17 protein-coding genes are annotated in these 17,291 nt (G+C 69.6%); 11 read left to right on the forward strand and 6 right to left on the reverse strand.

From position 1 onward, the window contains the following. Positions 1-308 precede the first annotated feature (308 nt). From ACZ6O0_RS34645 to ACZ6O0_RS34655, 3 genes are all read right to left on the reverse strand, one after another. Positions 309-2,195: an HNH endonuclease signature motif containing protein gene (locus ACZ6O0_RS34645; RefSeq protein WP_465769258.1), complete on the reverse strand. Its 1,887-nt coding sequence runs from the start codon at positions 2,193-2,195 to the stop codon at positions 309-311. A 126-nt stretch (positions 2,196-2,321) separates the two neighbouring features. Beyond that, on the reverse strand, positions 2,322-2,792 hold the full coding sequence (locus ACZ6O0_RS34650; RefSeq protein WP_465769259.1) for an HIT family protein: 471 nt from the start codon (positions 2,790-2,792) through the stop codon (positions 2,322-2,324). After that, entirely contained in the window at positions 2,770-3,456 is a 687-nt protein-coding gene (locus ACZ6O0_RS34655) for a TetR/AcrR family transcriptional regulator (protein ID WP_465769260.1), read from the reverse strand. Before ACZ6O0_RS34655 ends, ACZ6O0_RS34650 begins: the two co-directional genes overlap by 23 nt. A 69-nt stretch (positions 3,457-3,525) precedes the next feature. Between ACZ6O0_RS34655 and ACZ6O0_RS34660 the strand changes: the two genes are divergently transcribed. The 3 genes from ACZ6O0_RS34660 to ACZ6O0_RS34670 are packed head-to-tail and all read left to right on the forward strand — an operon-like array spanning position 3,526 to position 6,531. Continuing rightward, positions 3,526-4,983 (forward strand): flavin-containing monooxygenase, encoded by a 1,458-nt coding sequence (locus tag ACZ6O0_RS34660; RefSeq protein ID WP_465769261.1) that lies wholly within the window; start codon positions 3,526-3,528, stop codon positions 4,981-4,983. A 52-nt stretch (positions 4,984-5,035) separates the two neighbouring features. Next, on the forward strand, positions 5,036-6,352 hold the full coding sequence (locus tag ACZ6O0_RS34665; RefSeq protein ID WP_465769262.1) for a hypothetical protein: 1,317 nt from the start codon (positions 5,036-5,038) through the stop codon (positions 6,350-6,352). After that, on the forward strand, positions 6,349-6,531 hold the full coding sequence (locus tag ACZ6O0_RS34670; protein WP_465769263.1) for a hypothetical protein: 183 nt from the start codon (positions 6,349-6,351) through the stop codon (positions 6,529-6,531). The genes ACZ6O0_RS34665 and ACZ6O0_RS34670 overlap by 4 nt, the downstream gene beginning before the upstream one ends. A gap of 87 nt (positions 6,532-6,618) precedes the next feature. Here ACZ6O0_RS34670 and ACZ6O0_RS34675 read toward each other — a convergent pair whose 3' ends face one another. Then, positions 6,619-6,840 (reverse strand): hypothetical protein, encoded by a 222-nt coding sequence (locus tag ACZ6O0_RS34675; protein ID WP_465769264.1) that lies wholly within the window; start codon positions 6,838-6,840, stop codon positions 6,619-6,621. A 367-nt stretch (positions 6,841-7,207) separates the two neighbouring features. Between ACZ6O0_RS34675 and ACZ6O0_RS34680 the strand changes: the two genes are divergently transcribed. Then, positions 7,208-7,465: a hypothetical protein gene (locus ACZ6O0_RS34680; protein WP_465769265.1), complete on the forward strand. Its 258-nt coding sequence runs from the start codon at positions 7,208-7,210 to the stop codon at positions 7,463-7,465. Positions 7,466-7,541: 76 nt separating this feature from the next. Here ACZ6O0_RS34680 and ACZ6O0_RS34685 read toward each other — a convergent pair whose 3' ends face one another. Further along, a complete protein-coding gene (locus ACZ6O0_RS34685; protein ID WP_465769266.1) occupies positions 7,542-8,294 on the reverse strand; it encodes a MerR family transcriptional regulator in 753 nt (250 codons plus the stop codon). A 74-nt stretch (positions 8,295-8,368) separates the two neighbouring features. Here ACZ6O0_RS34685 and ACZ6O0_RS34690 point away from each other — a divergent pair, with 74 nt between their 5' ends. The 6 genes from ACZ6O0_RS34690 to ACZ6O0_RS34715 all read left to right on the forward strand — a co-directional run bounded on the left by ACZ6O0_RS34690 (position 8,369) and on the right by ACZ6O0_RS34715 (position 14,999). Beyond that, on the forward strand, positions 8,369-10,192 hold the full coding sequence (locus ACZ6O0_RS34690; protein WP_465769267.1) for a hypothetical protein: 1,824 nt from the start codon (positions 8,369-8,371) through the stop codon (positions 10,190-10,192). Beyond that, the gene (locus ACZ6O0_RS34695; protein ID WP_465769268.1) at positions 10,189-11,112 is read left to right on the forward strand and encodes an alpha/beta fold hydrolase; all 924 of its coding nucleotides are present in this window, start codon (positions 10,189-10,191) and stop codon (positions 11,110-11,112) included. Before ACZ6O0_RS34690 ends, ACZ6O0_RS34695 begins: the two co-directional genes overlap by 4 nt. 46 nt (positions 11,113-11,158) lie before the next feature. Continuing rightward, on the forward strand, positions 11,159-12,307 hold the full coding sequence (locus ACZ6O0_RS34700) for a CaiB/BaiF CoA transferase family protein (protein ID WP_465769269.1): 1,149 nt from the start codon (positions 11,159-11,161) through the stop codon (positions 12,305-12,307). Positions 12,308-12,603: 296 nt separating this feature from the next. Continuing rightward, the gene (locus ACZ6O0_RS34705; protein WP_465769270.1) at positions 12,604-14,034 is read left to right on the forward strand and encodes an NAD-dependent malic enzyme; all 1,431 of its coding nucleotides are present in this window, start codon (positions 12,604-12,606) and stop codon (positions 14,032-14,034) included. Between the two features lie 22 nt (positions 14,035-14,056). Next, positions 14,057-14,434, forward strand: a complete 378-nt coding sequence (locus ACZ6O0_RS34710) for a VanZ family protein (RefSeq protein ID WP_465769271.1) — start codon at positions 14,057-14,059, stop codon at positions 14,432-14,434. A gap of 7 nt (positions 14,435-14,441) precedes the next feature. Further along, a complete protein-coding gene (locus ACZ6O0_RS34715) occupies positions 14,442-14,999 on the forward strand; it encodes a YqgE/AlgH family protein (RefSeq protein ID WP_465769272.1) in 558 nt (185 codons plus the stop codon). A gap of 36 nt (positions 15,000-15,035) precedes the next feature. Here ACZ6O0_RS34715 and ACZ6O0_RS34720 read toward each other — a convergent pair whose 3' ends face one another. Then, positions 15,036-15,302: a DUF3039 domain-containing protein gene (locus ACZ6O0_RS34720; protein ID WP_465769273.1), complete on the reverse strand. Its 267-nt coding sequence runs from the start codon at positions 15,300-15,302 to the stop codon at positions 15,036-15,038. Positions 15,303-15,441: 139 nt separating this feature from the next. Here ACZ6O0_RS34720 and ACZ6O0_RS34725 point away from each other — a divergent pair, with 139 nt between their 5' ends. Beyond that, positions 15,442-17,244: a DEAD/DEAH box helicase gene (locus ACZ6O0_RS34725; RefSeq protein WP_465769274.1), complete on the forward strand. Its 1,803-nt coding sequence runs from the start codon at positions 15,442-15,444 to the stop codon at positions 17,242-17,244. Positions 17,245-17,291: the final 47 nt, after the last annotated feature.

Below are 17,291 nucleotides of genomic sequence, written 5' to 3' on the forward strand. Positions count from 1 at the left end.
CACCGAGGAGAACTCCCAAACCGCAGGCGCGATCAGCGCCTAACCCGACAACGACGAAGGACCAAACGTCGTACACCACCTCACGGGACTTGACCGTGGCGCCGGGTGATGTGGGCGGACGCGGGTGGCACCAGATGGAGATCGTCGGGCGGCTGGGTTGCGGCAAATGAGTCGCCCGGCAAGCGGCTGCTTGATCGGCGGCTGGCGGCTGGCGGCTGGCGCGGGACGTGGCCGGTGGCTGGCTTGTCCTGCGGAGTGCTTCGGACCTGGAGCCCGCGTGGGTGGTTAGGGCGTGGGGCCGGAGGTGGTTACGGGGTCGTGCCATGGGTCGGGGAGGTGGTCGTTGGGGTCCTGAGGGTGATCGTCGGGGCGGTGGGTGCTGTTCGGGCCGGCGTGCTCGGGTGTGGGGGTGGGAGGTTCGCCCCAGATGGCGAGGGTTGCTGCTGGCGGAGGTGGGACGGTGTGATGGCTGTGGGGTGTTCGGCCAGGAGGTGTCGGTGGAGCAGGCCTGGGCGGGGGGGGGGTGGTTTTGGTGAGGGTCGACGAGTCGCGCGCGTGTGAGGTGGCGACGGTTGCTCGTGGGGTGGTGGTGGGGGGTGACGAGTTGGGGCAGCCGGGGGCGCCGCCTCGGCTCGCGGTGGCGTTGCGTCGGGCAAGGGTTTTGATGAGGGCAGACAGGAGGGGCTGGACAGGACCGGTCCCGTGTGCGGTGTGGGTGGGGTGGGCGGCTTGGCTTGTGGCTGGATGGCGCGGGGTGGTGGGTCGGCCCAGGTAGGGCGCGCTACGTGGACTTTGCCGTTGGTGATGGTGATGTGCCAGTGGCCGGCGTGGAGGTCGAGGTGGTGGCGGCGGCAGAGGAGGGCGAGGTTGTGTACGGCGGTGGGGCCGCCGTCGATCCAGGAGGTGAGGTGGTGGGCGTCGCATTGGACGGGTGGGGCTCCGCAGATGACGCAGCCTTTGTCACGGGCATTCAGGGCGCGACGCATTCCCGCAGTGACGAGGCGTTCCGCGCGGCCGACGTCGAGGGGCTCGGAGTTCGAGCCCAAGACGAGCGGGATCACTTTCGCGTCGCAGGCCATGCGGCGGATGGTGGCGGCGGAGAGGCCGTCGCCGTAGACGGTGTCACCGATGGCATCGGCGGCTGCAGCTTTAAGGTCCTTGAAGTCGATGGTGACGGTGATGTTGGCCTTGGCGCCGAAGCCGGGCAGCCAACCGCGTGCTCCGGCCGTTCGGTCCGCTGGGAAGGTTGTGGGTTCACTGGCGACGGTCGGGCTTGTGGCTTGAGCTGTTGTGCCGGTGCCGGTGCCGGTGCCGTTGTTGCTGCAGGTGCCGGTGCTGCTGGTGTCGCTGTCGGTCGTGGGGCGACTGTTGTGGTAGGCGGCTGCGGCCGGAGTGTGGGTGGTGCGGAGCTTGACGCCGGTGTCGGTGGCTGCGGCGGCGATGGTGAGGGTGGTGGTGAGGGCGTCGGCTTGGCGTTTGTCGCGGGAGCGGGGATCCAGTTCACCGTCTACGGTCTTGTGGGGACGAGCTCCTGCGTGGATGAGGGTCCGGAGGAGTTCGGCGTTCTCGTTGGCTAGGTAGCCGCGGAACTTCACGCCGTTCTCGGCGCTCATCAGGGTCAGGGACTCTCGGGTGTAGGCGTGGTGTTCGGTGGGTTCGGGGCCGTCGGTGTCGAGGAGGTCGCGGGCGCGTTGGCCGGCTTTGCGGAGTTCTGTCGGGGAGAGGTGGCGGGCTAGGCCGACGAGTTCTTGTTCGGCGACGGCGATGTTCTCGACGGGGACGGTGGCCGGGACCTTCTCGAGGGCGAACACGATGGCTTCGGCTTGGGCGGGGCGCAGGAACACCTGATCCTCCGCTGGTGTCTCCGCGTCTGCCGCAGTGCTGTTCGGCTCTGCCGGACCGTCGACGGGGATGTCGGTGTCGTCGTGCGCGGCGGTGGGTTGGTCCGGGGCTGGGAGGGCGGCGGAGACCGCGGGGTACTTCGCGAGGGCGCGGGCCAGGCGGAGGTCGCGGCGGGCTTGGGGTGGGTCTTGGCGGTAGCGGAAGGTGAGGAGTTGGGCGGTGTCGTGGGCGCCTAGGTCGGCGGCGTAGCCGTCGTGGTCCAGGGCGGCGATGAGGTGGAGGCGGTAGGTCTCGAGGCGGGCTAGTTCGGCGTCGAGGTGGTCGAGAGTGGTCAGCTTTTCGCTGCTACTCATCGACCACACCGGTCGCTCGCCCAGGAGTTCCATGTCGTCAACTCTAGGCGCGGCCACCGACAGTTCTCAAACGCAGAAGGCCTTATTTTCAAGGGAATTTGTTGTCCACAGCTGTGGACAGGTTGCTTAGGTTGCTGTGGGCAACAGGTGTGCGCGGAGGCGGCGTGCGTAGGGGCGGCGTTCTTCGGGTGTTGCTGGGGTGGGGAGGTGGCGGGTGTTGTAGAGGTTGTCGCCGGGGTAGCGGGGGAAGACGTGGACGTGGTAGTGCCAGGCGTCCTGGTAGCCGGCGGGCTCGTTGTGTTGGCGGGTGGAGACGCCTTCGCAGCCGTACGTGTGGCGGATGGCGATGGCGATCTCGCGGACGGCATCGTGGACGGCGTGGCCGTCGGGCGCCGGGAGATCGTAGAGGTTCTCGTGGTGTGCGGTCGGTACGACGAGCACGTGGCCGCGGTTGTTGGGCCACCAGCGGGAGGCGACGAAGGCCAGGGCCCGGTCCGTTCGGAGGACGATGTCGTCCTGGCTGGTCAGGTGGTCTTCGCCCCCGGTCGCCAGGCGGCAGAAGGGGCAGTCGTAGTCAGGTGGCTCGTGGTTGAACATCGGACTCGGTCCGGAGGGTGTGGAGGCCTTGCCAGAGGAGGGTTTTGAGGGTTTGGGCGACCTTTTGGGGTGAAGGCGGGTCGGGGGTGCGGCTGCGCCAGATGGCTAGGCGCTCGGTGGCGCCGGAGATGCTTTGGGCGACGATCTCGATCTCGTCGTCGTCCGCGGTGTGGCCGGGTGGGAGGTTCATCCGGACCATCGTGGAGATGAGGTCGATGAAGGCGGCGCGGACCTCGTCGGTGGCCGCGGCGGCGGGGCCGGCGGCCGGGCCGGTGCTCAGCATGCCCTCGTCGATCAGCACCGACCACGCCTGCGGGTGGTCGTCGAGGAACTGGAACCAGGCGACGAAACCGGCGTACAGCGCGTCCTCGGCTTCGGTCGCGGCCATCACCGCGTCGGCCACGGTCTCCAGGAGCTGGGTGCGCAGGCGGGCGAGGCAGGCGAGGAACAGGCCGTCCTTGGAGCCGTAGTACTGGTAGATCAGCGGCTTCGACACCCCGACCTCGGCGGCGACGTCGTCCATCGAGGTGCCCTGGTAGCCGCGCTCCCCGAAGATCCGCTCGGCCGCCTCGAGGATCTCCCGCTCCCGCGCGGCCCGGTTTCGCCGGCGCTTCGGCGGTCCAGCACTCGCCGGCGGTACGGCGCTCTCCGTGGTCGACGTCACCTGGACAGCCTAACTGACTCCGAGTAACTTACTGGCAGTAAGTTGTTGGTCCAGCGCGCTGGAGGGCTGATGGAGACCAGGCATCACCGCGTCGTCGTGGTCGGGACCGGGTTCGCCGGGATCGGGATGGCGGTCCGGCTGAAGCAGGCCGGGTACGACGACTTCGCCGTACTGGAGCGTGCGGACGACGTCGGCGGCACCTGGCGGGACAACACGTACCCGGGCTGCCGGTGTGACGTCCCGTCGCACCTGTACTCGTTCTCCTTCGCGCCCAACCCGGACTGGTCGTCGACGTTCTCACCGCAGCCCGAGATCGAGGACTACCTGCGCAAAGTCACCGACCGCTTCGGCGTCCGCCCGCACATCCGCTTCGGGCGCGCGGTCGAGTCCGCACGCTGGGAGGACGGTCGCTGGCGGATCCGGACCAGTCAGGGCGAGTTCACCGCGGACGTGCTGCTGTCGGGGATGGGGCCGCTCGCGGAACCGTCGTACCCGAAGCTTCCCGGGATCGAGTCGTTCGAGGGCGAGGTCTTCCACTCGGCGCAGTGGGACCACGATCTGGAGCTGAGCGGCCGCAAGGTCGCGGTGATCGGGACCGGTGCGTCGGCGATCCAGTTCGTGCCGGCGATCCAGCCCGAGGTCGAGGAACTGCGCCTGTTCCAGCGGACGCCGCCGTGGGTGATGCCGCGGCCGGATCGCAGGATCACGTCGGTGGAGAAGGCGATCTTCCGGCGGTTCCCCTTGGTGCAGAAGGCGATCCGGGCCGGCGTCTACTGGGGTCGCGAGTCGATGGTGCTCGGGTTCACCAAGCTGCCGGCGATCATGAGGCAGGTGCAGAAGGTCGCCGAGAAGCACCTCGCGCACCAGGTTCGCGATCCGCTGCTGCGGGCCAAGCTCACGCCCGACTTCACCCTCGGCTGCAAGCGCGTCCTGATCTCCGACGACTACTACCCGGCGATCGCCCAACCGAATGTCGAGGTCGTCACCGACGGGATCGCCGAGGTCACCCCGACCGGCATCGTCACCGCGGACGGCGTGAAGCACGAGGTCGACACGATCATCTACGGGACCGGCTTCCGGGTCACCGACCTGCCGGTGATGGACATGGTGCACGGCCGCGACGGCGTCTCGCTGCGCGAGGCGTGGTCCGACGGCATGGAAGCCCACCTCGGTACGGCGGTCTCCGGCTTCCCGAACTTCTTCCTGCTGATCGGCCCGAACACCGGCCTCGGCCACAGCTCGATGGTGTTCATGATCGAGTCCCAGATCGCGTACATCATGTCCGCGCTGAAGACGATGGACGCGGAGGGGCTGCGACAGGTCGAGGTGCGGCCGGAGGTGCAGCGCGCGTTCGTGGACGGTGTCCGGTCGTCGATGCGCAACACGGTCTGGACCCGCGGTGGCTGCACCAGCTGGTACCTGGACGCACAGGGGCGCAACACCACGCTCTGGCCGTCATTCACGTTCACGTTCCGCCGGCTGACCAGGCGCTTCGACGCCGCGGAGTATCGCACTCTCGCTATGTGACATCGAGCGTGTTACATTCTATCGGTCAGATAACCGGCCGATCGGAGGCACCGTGCTGGAGCTGCTGCTGCCGCTGCACGGGATCGGTGGTCGTGGCGATCTGCCGGTGCCGCTGTGGCTGGCGATCTACTCCGCCGGCGCGGCGGTCGCGGTCTCGTTCTTCGCGCTCGCCGCGTTCTGGTCGCGGCCACGCTTCGAGGTCACCGCCGGGCGCTCGCTGGTTGTCATCACGAGGATTGTCGACAATCGCACGACTCGTTGGGTGCTGAAGCTCGCCGGTGTGGTGGCCCTCGCGTTGCTGCTCGGGGCCGCGTGGTTCGGCAGCACTTCGCCGGCGCTGAACCCGGCGCCGACCTGGCTGTACGTGTGGATCTGGGTCGGCATCATCCCGCTCTCACTGCTGTGTGGCCCGATCTGGCGAGTGGCCAACCCGCTGCGCACGATCGCGGGACTCGTCCGGAGGTCGTCGTACCGGACGTTGCCGACGGGGAACGCGTACTGGCCTGCGGTGGCCGGACTGGCGGGATTCCTCTGGCTCGAGCTCGCGTACCCGGACGGGTCCGAGCCGCTCGTGGTCGCGATCTTCGTCTCGATCTACGCTCTGGTGAACGTTGCTGCGGGCATCGTTTATGGACCCGCCTGGTTCGGGATCGGTGACAGCTTCGAGGTGTACGCCGAGGTGCTGGCGCGACTGAGCCCGTTCGGTCGCGGCGGTGACGGGCGGCTGGAACTGCGCAACCCGCTGGCCGGACTGGTCACGATGCCGCGCCAGCCGGGGATCGTCGGGCTGCTGTGTTTGTTGCTCGGGTCAACGGCTTTCGACGGGATCTCCCGGTGGTCGGCCTGGACCCGGCTGACCGGTGAGCTCGGTCGGACGCAGCACATCGTCGTACACACCTTGGGGCTCGCCGCGGCGGTGGCGATCGTCTCGGTGCTGTTCGTACTCGCGGCGCGGACGACGGGATCCGCGCGGGTCCGGCCGGGTGCGGTCGGGGCGGCCGGGTTGCCGGGGGCGTTCGTGCATTCGCTGGTGCCGATCGCGATCGGGTACGCGGTGGCGCACTACTTCTCGTTCGCGATGTTCCAGGGGCAGGAGGGGGTGCTGCTCGCGACGGATCCGTTCGGGCGTGGGTGGGACCTGCTCGGGACCAGCGGGACTCGGATCGACTACGCGTTCCTCGGGACCGGGTTGATCGCGGGGGTCCAGATCGGCGCGATCGTGCTCGGACACGTGCTTGGGGTCGTGTCCGCGCATGATCGCGCTGCCGAGCTGTTCCGGCGCCGGCAGTTGCGGCGGGCGCAGTACCCGATGCTGGCGGCGATGGTCGCGTTCGCGGCCGGCGGGATCGCACTGGTGACGGCGTCATGATCGCGTTGCACATGGGCGGCATCCCCGAGACCGCGATGGTCCTCGGCCCGATCCTGCTGATCATCGCCTTCATTCGCATCGCCCGCCGCAACGAGGCGAGCCTCCCCGACGACGACCCCGAAGACTGGAACGCCGACCTCGGTGACCTCCCAGCAGCCGATGCACCGAAGAACGGGTAGTGGTGCCGCACACCTCGGTCGGCTGCGCCTGCCGATTCGCCGAGGGAGCTGCCACTACCCGTTCTTAGGTACGAGGCTTGGGGAGGGTCAGGCGGCTAGGACTGCGTCGGTGTAGCCGCTGACTCGGGTCAGGTGGGCTGCGGTGGCCAGCTTGGCCAGTTGGGCGCAGCCGGCGGTGAGGGCGTCCTGAAGGGTGGGCCACTGGTCTACGCACCAGTACGGGTCGTCGGGCTGGCGGTCGAGGTCGTCGTCGATGTCGGCGCACCAGCCGCCGGTGCGGATGTGGTGGACGTGGAGCCTGAGATTCATGGTCGTGGGTTTCTGGGACAGCCCTGGACGGGGGCAGGGTGGACGAGGGTTCAGAACGGCAGCGGGCGGCCGGACGGGGTGCGGAGGTCGAGCGTCTTCGTCTGACGGCGCGTGGTCGTGGTGCGCGGCCGGCGGCGGATCTGGATCTGGCGCATCGTCGTGCTCCTGCCTGCTGCGGGCGGTAGGACTGTCCGCCCTCGAATTCCTGGTAAGAGAACAGTCCCAAGTAAGGGCGGTCCCGCACATGCGGATGATTACCTATCTACCTACCCACGCAGCCCTGGCCGTTCGGTAGGGGATCACTAGGGGCCTGGCCGGGGTCGGACACTCCGGTTTCGAGAGCCGCGGGTCGGGGCACGAAGTGAGCGTGACGACGTTCATGGTGCTCGGCGGTGTGCTCATCGCCTTTCTGGTGGCCGTGATGCCGGCCTGTCTGGCACCCGGTACGGCGGCCGTCGCCGAACCCGTCGTCGACCCGGCCCCGACCCCTGGCCCGGCCGAGGGTCCGATGCCCGACCCACTCGGCCCCGGCAACCGCACCCGACCAACCTGGATCGTCGCCGCGGCCGCCGCGGTCCTCGTCGCCGGCTTGTTCGCGCTCCGCCGCCGGACCTCCGCCCGCTGAGCGGCCGCGCCGACCGGTCGGCCCGAAGGCCAGCTGGCGGAGCGCGTCCAGCGGAGGCCTGGCGTAGCGAGCGGGTTTAGCCGGTCGAGGGGAGGGTCTTCGGGGCGAGGCCGAGCTCTTCGTAGGCGGCGATCTCGATCTCGCGGCCCATGGACTCGCGGAACGCGGCGACCAGGGCCTGCCCGGCCAGCGGGATGATGCCTTCGAGGGTGCGCTGGATGTCCGGCCACCCGTCCGCGGGCATGCCGGCGTCGGTGAAGTCGCGCCAGACCGTGCTGCGGAACAGCTCGACGTAGATCTTGGCGACCGCGTCGGCCTGGGCGAACAGCTTGGGCAGCATCTCGAAGATCGCCTGCATCGGGACCCCGAGCTTGATCACCTCGAGCCCGGTGCGGAGCAGGTCCGGGTTCGGGATCCGGAGCCGGCCGTCCTCCTGGCGCTCGGCGATCCCGAGCTCGACCAGCTGAGTGATCACTGCCGGATCGTGCCGGACGCCGGCCCGCTCGGCCAGCTGGAACTCGTCGAGCACCTCCGGCTCCGACGGCGTCCACGGATTCACCAGCGTCTCGAACACGCCCAGCGCCAGCGCGCCGTCAGGCAGCTCGCTCATCATCCGCTCGACCGCGGCCAGCGTGTAGCCCTTGCCGAGCAGCTCGCGGACCAGCGTGAGTCGCCCCACATGGTCGGCGCCGTAGTACCCGGTCCGGCCGACGAGCCGGGGCGGCGGGATCAGGCCGCGCCCGGCGTACGCGCGTACGTTCCGCACCGTCATGCCCACCTTGGCGGCGAGCTGGTCGACGGTGAGCTCCTCGTCCGGCTTCTGGTCCACCCTTGACAGTCTTCCAGACTCAACGTTACATAGTCGATGTAACATCAGCGATGAAGAATCTAAGGAGACCGTCGATGGCGATCCCCCTCGCGACCACCGGGACGGCGTCGTTCGACCAGATCGCGATCGTCACCGGGCTCGTCTCGCTGATGTACGTCGCACTCGCCGTGCTCCTGTGGCGCGAACGGACCGGACGCGTCACGCTGGTAGGACGACTTGCGGACACCATCGGGAGACTGGACGGAGTCCCCCGATGGGCCGCGTTGTCGCCGTACCTGCATGCCGTCTCGCTGCTCGCCTGCGCGTTCGGGGTGTGGTGGGACATCGCGGTGCACATCGACCGCGGCCGCGACACCGGCCCGTTCGGTACGCCGGCGCACTACCCGATCTTCTTCGGCATCCTCGGCGTGATCATCTCCGGCGTCCTGCCGATCGCCCTCGCGAGCAAGCCGCTGCCGGCTCGCACGATCAAGCTGACCAAGGGCTGGCGGATCCCGTGCAGTGCCGCGCTGGTCACGGTCTGCGGGACCTTCGCGCTGGTCGGCTTTCCTCTCGACGACCTGTGGCACCGGCTCTTCGGTGAGGACGTCACGCTGTGGGGACCGACCCATCTGCTGATGATCGGCGGCGTGGTGTTCTCGATCTTCGCCCGGCTGCTGGCACTGGCCGAGGTCGAGCAACTGATCGGCATCAACATGCGGCGCCGGTTCCAGGAGATCGTCTCGGTCGGTGCGTTGCTGATCGCGTGGGACCTGTTCAGCACCGAGTTCAACTACGGCGTACCGCAGTTCCCACTGATCCTGCAGCCGATCCTGATCGTGTTCGGCGCCGCGCTGGCCTTCACCGTCCTGCGGGCGCGCCGTGGTCCGGGGACGACGTACGCCGCGCTGGTGGTCTACCTGCTGATCCGCGGCGGCATCGCCTGGGCCGTCGACCGGCCGCTCGGCGAGATCCTCGGCCACTTCCCGCTGCTCATCGTCGAGGCGACCCTGATCGAGCTCGTGGCGTTTGCCCTCGGCAACAAGAACCGCTTCCGCCTCGGCCTGGTCGCCGGCGCGCTGATCGGCACCGTCGGCGTGGTCGCGGAGTACGCCTGGAGCCACGTCTGGATGCCGATCGCCTGGCCGTCGTCGATGCTCCCGTCGGTCCTCGGGTACGGCGTGGTCGTCGGAGCCGGCGCCGGTCTGGTCGGGGCCTGGCTCGCCACCCGGTACGCCGAAGTCGCCGGAGAGGAACGTGCGATCGGGATCCGGAACGCTCGGCCGATCGCGGTCCGGCGTACCCATCAACTCGGGGCTGCCGGGCTGGTCGTCGTACTCGCGGTGCTGTTCTTCTGTGTGCCGCGGTCGGCCGATCCGGGCGTGTCCGGGACGGTGTCGTTGGAGCGGGTGGCCACGGGGGCCGAGCCGACGGCGCACGTGACGGTCAAGCTGGAGCCGGGGGACGCGGCCGAGGGCGCGCGCTGGTTCGAGGCGATGGCGTGGCAGGGCGGCGGGATGATCCTGCACCCGATGGTGAAGGTTGCCGAGGGCACCTACCGCTCCGCGGACGCGCTGCCGATGTACGGGAAGTGGAAGTCGATGATCCGGCTGCACCAGGGGCAGCGGGATCTGGTGGCGCTGTGGGTGTACGCGCCGGAGGACACGGCGATCGAGAAGCCCGCGGTCCAGGTGTCGAACGGGCAGACGGTCGAGTTCGTCGACGAGCAGCAGGTGCTGCGGCGCGAGGAGCGGACCGACGTGCCAGGATGGATGTGGAACGGCGGCTACGCCTTGCTCGGCGTGGTCGGGTTGCTCGAGATCGCCGGGATCGCCTGGCTGGTCGGGCGCGGCGCCCGTGGCGGGCGGATGCGCGCGGCCCACCTGGCCGCCGGTGAGCGGGAACGGGAGATTGCGTGACGATCCAGTTGGAACGGTCCGGAGTGACCACGTCGGACGGCGTACGGCTGAACGTCGAGACCACCGGACCTGTCGACGCGCCGGTGACGGTGCTGCTCGTGCACGGGTGGACGTGTTCGACCCGGGCCTGGCACAACCAGGTCGAGGACCTGCCCCGGATCCTCGGGGACGGCGTACGGATCGTCAGCTACGACCACCGCGGGCACGGGCGGTCCGACGTGGCGCCGGCCGGGTCGATGCGGATCGAGCAGCTCGCCGACGATCTCGTGACGGTGCTCGACTCGGTGGTCGGTGACGGGCCGGTCGTGTACGCCGGTCACTCGATGGGCGGCATGACCCTGATGACACTCGCCGCCGAGCATCCCGAGCTCTTCGGCTCCCGCATCCAGGCGGCCGCGCTGGTCAGCACCTCCTGCGGCGAGTGCGGATCCGGCGCCTTCGGGCTCCCGAAGCGTTTCGAGCCGGCGACAGTCCGGGTCGCGCCCCGGGTAGCGAACCTCATCGCGGCGCGCGTGGACCGCCAGGCCGGCCGCGGCGCGTCGCGACTCGAGCTGGCGACCCGGCTGCGGCGTCCCGCACTGCGGCAGGTGGTGTTCGGGCGGAAGCCCGATCCGGCCGAGGTGGATCTCTTCCTGTCCGACCTCGCGGTCGTCCCGGGGCCGTCGTACAGCGGATTCTTCGAGGCGATCCTGCGGCACGACTGCGCGCACACGCTGAAGGTGCTCGACCAGATCCCGGTCGAGATCATGCACGGCACCCGCGACCGGCTGCTCCCGCCGCGGCACGCCAACCGGATGGCCGCCGAGCTACCGACTGCTCGCCTGTGGATGTATCCCGGCGCCGGCCACATGCTCATGCAGGAACGCCCGCGCGACGTCACCCACCGACTCGCCTCGCTCGCCCGCAAGGTCACCGGCTGAGAATCGCGTCACGGCCGCGGCGCGCGTCCTCGCCTAGGGTGGCGACGTGCAGAACCTTCTCTCCGATGTCGTCGTCGTCGATCTGACCCGCGCGCTGGCCGGGCCGCATGCGGCGATGATGCTCGGCGACCTCGGCGCGCGGGTGATCAAGGTGGAGGCGCCCGAGCGGGGGGACGACAGCCGCGGTTGGGGACCGCCGTTCGTCGAGGGCGAGTCGACGTACTTCCTCTCCGCGAACCGGAACAAGGAATCCGTCACCGCGGACCTGAAGTCGGACGAGGGCAAGGACTTCCTGACCAAGCTGATCCGCAAGGCCGACGTCCTGATCGAGAACTTCCGGCCCGGCGTGCTCGACCGGCTCGGGTTCTCCACGGCCAGGTTGCACGAGCTCAACCCCGGTCTGGTGATCCTGTCGATCACGGGGTTCGGGCACGACGGGCCGGATGGCGGACGAGCCGGGTACGACCAGATCGCGCAGGGTGAAGGCGGTCTGATGAGCATCACCGGCGCGGTCGAACCGACCAAGGTCGGCGCGCCGATAGCGGACCTGCTGGCCGGGATGTACGGCGCTTATGGTGCGGTGGCCGCGCTGCACGAGCGATCGATCACCGGCAAGGGTCGCGTCGTACGGACGAGCCTGCTCGCGTCCGTCGTCGGGGTGCATGCCTTCCACGGCACGAAGTGGACGGTCGCCCACCAGTTGCCCGAGCGGGTCGGCAACCACCATGCGCAGATCGCGCCGTACGGGATGTACGGGACCGCGGACGACAGCATCCAGGTCGCGGTCGGCAGCGAGGGGCAGTGGCGGACGTTCGCGCCGATCGTCGGGCTCGATCCGGAGGACGAGCGGTTCGCGGTCAACTCGCAGCGGGTGGCGCACCGCGACGAGCTGACTGTCGCGATCGAGTCCGCGTTCGCCGCCGAGCCGGCGGACGTGTGGCTGAAACGCCTTGCGGACAAGGGTATTCCGGCCGGCAAGGTCCGTGACTTCCAGCAGGTCTACGAGTGGGACCAGACGCTGTCCCAGGGCCTCCTGATCGACGTCGACCACCCGACGCTCGGCACGATCCAGCTCCCTGGTCCGCCGCTCCGCTTCGACGACCAGCCGTACGCCGGAGCCCGCGAGACCAACCTGGCCCCGCCGCGGCTGGGCGAGCACAACGAGTCGGTCAGAGCCTGGCTGGACTCGGAGTAGAAGCCCGCACGACGAGCTCCTGATCATCAGCCCGAACGAGGGTAAGCCGCTGACCGCGGTGGTGGAGAAGGCCTACGACAAGGAAGCCATCGCGGCCGCCAGGAAACTCCTGATCGACTGCGGCACGATCGAAAGACCCGGACCCTCCCCACCCGCCTCATCGACCCCACCAACGCCGCCGGGATCTACGCCGAGGAGAACCCCACGGGTCAGCGCGCCCGATTACCCACGGGTCTGTCATGCACTTTACGTACGGAACCCCCGGGGCTTACCAGTGACATGAGAGGATCACCCGCGTGACTGCCTTGCCGAGTGTTTCGTACTCCATCACCGTTCGCCTCGAGGTGCCCGCGGGTGGCTCGACGGTGAGCAAGCTGACGACCGCGGTCGAGCAGGCCGGCGGTCTGGTCACCGCGCTCGACGTGACCGCGTCCGGCCACGAGCGGCTGCGGATCGACGTGACGTGCGCCGCGGCCGACACCGAGCACGCCGGCCGCCTGGTCGAGGCGATGCGCGCCGTTCCCGGCGTCGAGATCGGCCGGGTCTCGGACCGGACCTTCCTGATGCACCTCGGCGGCAAGATCTCGATGGAGGCCAAGCACCCGATCCGCAACCGTGACGACCTGTCGATGATCTACACGCCGGGGGTCGCGCGGGTCTGCCTGGCGATTGCGGCCAACCCCGACGACGCGCGCCGGCTGACCATCAAGCGCAACAGCGTCGCGGTCGTCACCGACGGCTCGGCCGTCCTCGGCCTGGGCAACATCGGCCCGAAGGCCGCGCTGCCGGTGATGGAGGGCAAGGCGGCGCTGTTCAAGCGGTTCGCCGGGATCGACGCGTGGCCGCTGTGCCTGGACACCCAGGACCCGGACGACATCGTCAAGATCGTCAAGGCGATCGCGCCGGGCTTCGCCGGGATCAACCTGGAGGACATCTCCGCGCCGCGCTGCTTCGAGATCGAGGCCCGGCTGCGCGAGGAGCTCGACATCCCGGTCTTCCACGACGACCAGCACGGTACGGCGGTCGTCGTCCTCGGCGCGCTCTACAACGCGCTGCGCGTGGTCGGCAAGGACATCAGCGCCGTGCGGGTCGTGATGTCCGGCGCCGGCGCGGCCGGGACGGCGATCCTGAAGCTGCTGCTCGCGGCCGGGCTCAAGGACGCGACCGTCGCCGACGTCGACGGCGTCATCCACCTCGAGCGCGACGGTCTGTCGCCGGAGCTGCGCTGGATCGCGGAGAACACCAACGCGGCCAAGTACAGCGGCGACCTGAAGGGTGCGCTGGCCGGGGCGGACGTGTTCATCGGGGTCTCGGCGCCGAACATCCTGACCGGCGCCGACATCGCGACCATGAACGACGGCTCGATCGTGTTCGCGCTGGCCAACCCGGTGCCCGAGGTCGACCCGGCCGAGGCGGGCGAGCACGCGGCCGTGGTGGCGACCGGCCGCAGCGACTTCCCGAACCAGATCAACAACGTGCTGGTCTTCCCGGGCGTCTTCCGCGGTCTGCTCGACGCGCAGTCCTCGAAAGTGTCGATCGAGATGGAGCTGGCCGCCGCGAAGGCACTGGCCGGCGTGGTCACCGACGACGAGCTGAACGCGACCTACATCGTGCCGAGCGTCTTCCACCCGGAAGTGCACACGATGGTTGCGCACGCCGTCCGCGACGCGGCCGGCGGCAGGGCACCCGCGGCGGAGCTGTTCCCGGACGACTCGCCGTCGCTTTGACCGGCTCTACTACGGTGGTCGCATGAGTTCGACGGTGGCGGGGGCGACCGAGTCGCGCGTGCAGGTCTGGACCTGGCGGCTCGCGTTCGTCGCCGCCGTCGCCCTGCAGTTGTACGGCGTCTACGCGCCGCGGGAGGCGGGTCCGCACGTCGGGATCCCGCAGATCGACAAGGTCGCGCACTTCTTCCTGTTCGCGGCGGTCGCGTTCCTCGGGCTGAAGGTCGGGATCCCGGCGCGCTGGTTGCTGGGGGCACTGGTCGCGAACGCGATCGTCAGCGAGATCATCCAGCACTACCTGCTGCCCCAGCGCGACGGCAATCCGTTCGACTCGCTCGCGGACCTCGCCGGGGTCGCCTTCGGTGCTTGGGTCGGCTACCGGGTGTTCCGTCGTACGACATGATGGGTGTATGACGGCCTCGACCCTGACCGGTTCGCTGCTCGTGGCGACCCCGTTGCTCGACGAGCCGCCCTTCCGCCGGTCGGTGATCCTGCTGCTGGATCACGACGACGACGGCGCGCTGGGGGTGGTGGTGAACCGCGCGGCCGACCTGGCCGTGGACCGGGTGCTGCCGGACTGGTCGACCACGGTGAACGAGCCCGGCGTGCTCTTCATGGGAGGCCCGGTCGGCACCGACAGCGCGCTGGCCGTCGCGGAGGTGATCGAATCCGCCGACCCGCCGGGCTGGCGGGAGTGCTTCGGTCGGATCGGGCTGATCGACCTGGACGTGCCGCCGGCGCTGCTCGAGGGCGCGATCCAGCGGATGCGGATCTTCGCCGGGTACGCCGGGTGGTCCAGCGGGCAGCTCGAGGGCGAGATCACCGAGGGCGCCTGGTACGTCGTCGAGTCCGAACCCGACGACGTGTTCAGCCTGCACCCGGACACGCTGTGGCGCCGGGTGCTGCGCCGCCAGAACGACCAGATGGCCTACCTGGCGACGTACCCGGACGATCCCACCCAGAACTGAGGCCGCGCGCCGCGCGCGGCCCTGCTCCGGCGGAGCCTACTCGCCGCCCTCGTCGTCCCCCGGGTTGAGCGACTCCCAGATCTCCTTGCACTCCGGGCAGACCGGGAACCGCTGCGGGTCGCGGCTGGGCACCCACACCTTGCCGCAGAGCGCGACCACCGGCGTCCCCATCACCATCGCCTCGGTCAGCTTGTCCTTCGGCACGTAGTGCGAGAACCGCTCGTGATCGCCGGGCTCTTCCAGCGACGGCTTGGTCCGCTCGTCGACAACCGTCTCGGCGCCCGGGGTCAGCTGAGTACTCATACCCCAGAGTGTAGGACGCAACTCCAGCCGACCAGGGAACTTTATCCACAGTCTGCCCGTACCCCGACATGCCGGTCGGCAGTTGTCACAGGAGTCAGGTAACGTTCCTGCACGGCCGACAGTCGACTAGCGGGGGAGTATGCCGTCCGTGGATTCGAGCGTGCCAGCTGGACCAGCCGTGCTTCCGCCGGCGTATCCGGATCGCGCCGCGTGGGGTACCGCGAGCAAGTTGCGGGCCTGGCAGGCGGAGGCGCTCAAGCTCTATCTCGAGAACCAGCCGCGGGACTTCCTGGCCGTGGCGACACCGGGTGCCGGTAAGACCACCTTCGCGCTCACCGTGGCCGCCGAGCTGCTGCACCGGCGGCTGATCGAGCGGGTGACGGTGGTGACGCCGACCGAGCACCTCAAGACCCAGTGGGCCGACGCGGCCGACCGGGCCGGGATCGCGATCGACCCGGCGTTCGCCGGCCGGCGCGGCAAGACCAACAAGGACTTCCAGGGCGTCGCGGTGACGTACGCCGGGGTCGCGGTGAACCCGCTGGCCTTCCGGGTCCGGACCGAGCGGTTCAAGACGCTGGTGATCCTGGACGAGGTGCACCACGGCGGCGACGCGCTCAGCTGGGGTGACGGCGTCCGCGAGGCGTTCGAGCCAGCGGCCCGCCGGCTCTGCCTGACCGGCACGCCGTTCCGCAGTGACGACAACCCGATCCCGTTCGTGACGTACGAGCACGGCGCGGACGGTCACGCGCGGAGCAAGGCGGACTACACCTACGGGTACGGTCACGCGCTGCAGGATCACGTCGTACGCCCGGTGATCTTCATGTCGTACTCCGGGGAGATGCGGTGGAGGACCAAGGCCGGTGACGAGGTCGCGGCGCGGCTGGGTGAGCCGTTGACCAAGGACCTCACCGCGCAGGCGCTGCGGACGGCGCTCGACCCGGCCGGCGAGTGGATGCCGGCGGTGCTGGCGGCCGCGGACAAGCGGCTGACCGAGGTCCGGCGGCACATGCCGGACGCGGGCGCCCTGGTCATCTCCGGCGACCAGAACACGGCCCGCGCGTACGCGAAGACCCTCCGCGAGCTCACCGGCGAGGCGCCGACCGTCGTGCTGTCCGACGAGAAGGCGGCGAGCAAGAAGATCGCGAAGTTCTCCGAGGGCGACTCGCGGTGGATGGTCGCGGTCCGGATGGTCAGTGAGGGCGTGGACGTGCCGCGGCTCGCGGTCGGGGTCTACGCCACACCGACGTCGACGCCGCTGTTCTTCGCGCAGGCGGTCGGGCGGTTCGTCCGGGCCCGGAAGCGGGGTGAGACCGCGTCGGTGTTCGTGCCGTCGGTGACACGGTTGCTGAGCTTCGCCGCCGAGATGGAGGTCGAGCGGGACCACGTGCTCGGGCGGAAGAACACCAACGACGACGGTGACATCTTCGCGCTCGAGGACGACCTGCTTGCGAAGGCGAACCAGACCGAGGGCGCCAGCGACGAACTGGAGGGGAACTTCGAGGCCCTCGGGTCGGACGCGAGTTTCGACCGGGTGGTGTTCGACGGCGGCGACTACGGGACCGGCGGCGACCAGGCCTCGGACGAGGAGCTCGACTTCCTCGGGCTGCCCGGGTTGCTGGAGCCCGATCAGGTGCGGGAGTTGCTGCGCGAGCGGCAGGCGAAGTCGCTGGCGGCCCAGAAGCGGTCGAAGCGGTCGTCCGCCGACGAGCGCGAGGACCCCACGCCGACGGAGTTGGCCACCCACGAGCAGGTCTCGCTGCTGCGCCGGGAGCTGAACGGCCTGGTCGCCGCCTGGCACCACCGCACCGGCCAGCCGCACGGCGTCATCCACAACGACCTCCGCCGCAAACTCGGCGGCCCCGCCGCCGCCCACGCCTCCTCCCTCCAGCTGAAGGAGCGGATCGAACTGATCCGGGACTGGGCCACCCAGCGCCGCGCCTGACAAATCCCGCAACACCCGCGAACTGTTGACGAACAGAGCGCGGCGCT

This window comes from Kribbella sp. NPDC048837, assembly GCF_055586945.1.

Excerpts from the sequence above, each read along its gene's own strand:
- ACZ6O0_RS34670 (WP_465769263.1), top strand. The coding sequence starts at position 6,349 with ATGATCGCGTTGCACATGGGCGGCATCCCCGAGACCGCGATGGTCCTC.
- ACZ6O0_RS34710 (WP_465769271.1), top strand. The coding sequence starts at position 14,057 with ATGAGTTCGACGGTGGCGGGGGCGACCGAGTCGCGCGTGCAGGTCTGG.
- ACZ6O0_RS34645 (WP_465769258.1), bottom strand. The coding sequence starts at position 2,195 with ATGAGTAGCAGCGAAAAGCTGACCACTCTCGACCACCTCGACGCCGAA.
- ACZ6O0_RS34675 (WP_465769264.1), bottom strand. The coding sequence starts at position 6,840 with ATGAATCTCAGGCTCCACGTCCACCACATCCGCACCGGCGGCTGGTGC.
- ACZ6O0_RS34690 (WP_465769267.1), top strand. The coding sequence starts at position 8,369 with ATGGCGATCCCCCTCGCGACCACCGGGACGGCGTCGTTCGACCAGATC.
- ACZ6O0_RS34715 (WP_465769272.1), top strand. The coding sequence starts at position 14,442 with ATGACGGCCTCGACCCTGACCGGTTCGCTGCTCGTGGCGACCCCGTTG.
- ACZ6O0_RS34720 (WP_465769273.1), bottom strand. The coding sequence starts at position 15,302 with ATGAGTACTCAGCTGACCCCGGGCGCCGAGACGGTTGTCGACGAGCGG.
- ACZ6O0_RS34725 (WP_465769274.1), top strand. The coding sequence starts at position 15,442 with ATGCCGTCCGTGGATTCGAGCGTGCCAGCTGGACCAGCCGTGCTTCCG.
- ACZ6O0_RS34650 (WP_465769259.1), bottom strand. The coding sequence starts at position 2,792 with ATGTTCAACCACGAGCCACCTGACTACGACTGCCCCTTCTGCCGCCTG.
- ACZ6O0_RS34660 (WP_465769261.1), top strand. The coding sequence starts at position 3,526 with ATGGAGACCAGGCATCACCGCGTCGTCGTGGTCGGGACCGGGTTCGCC.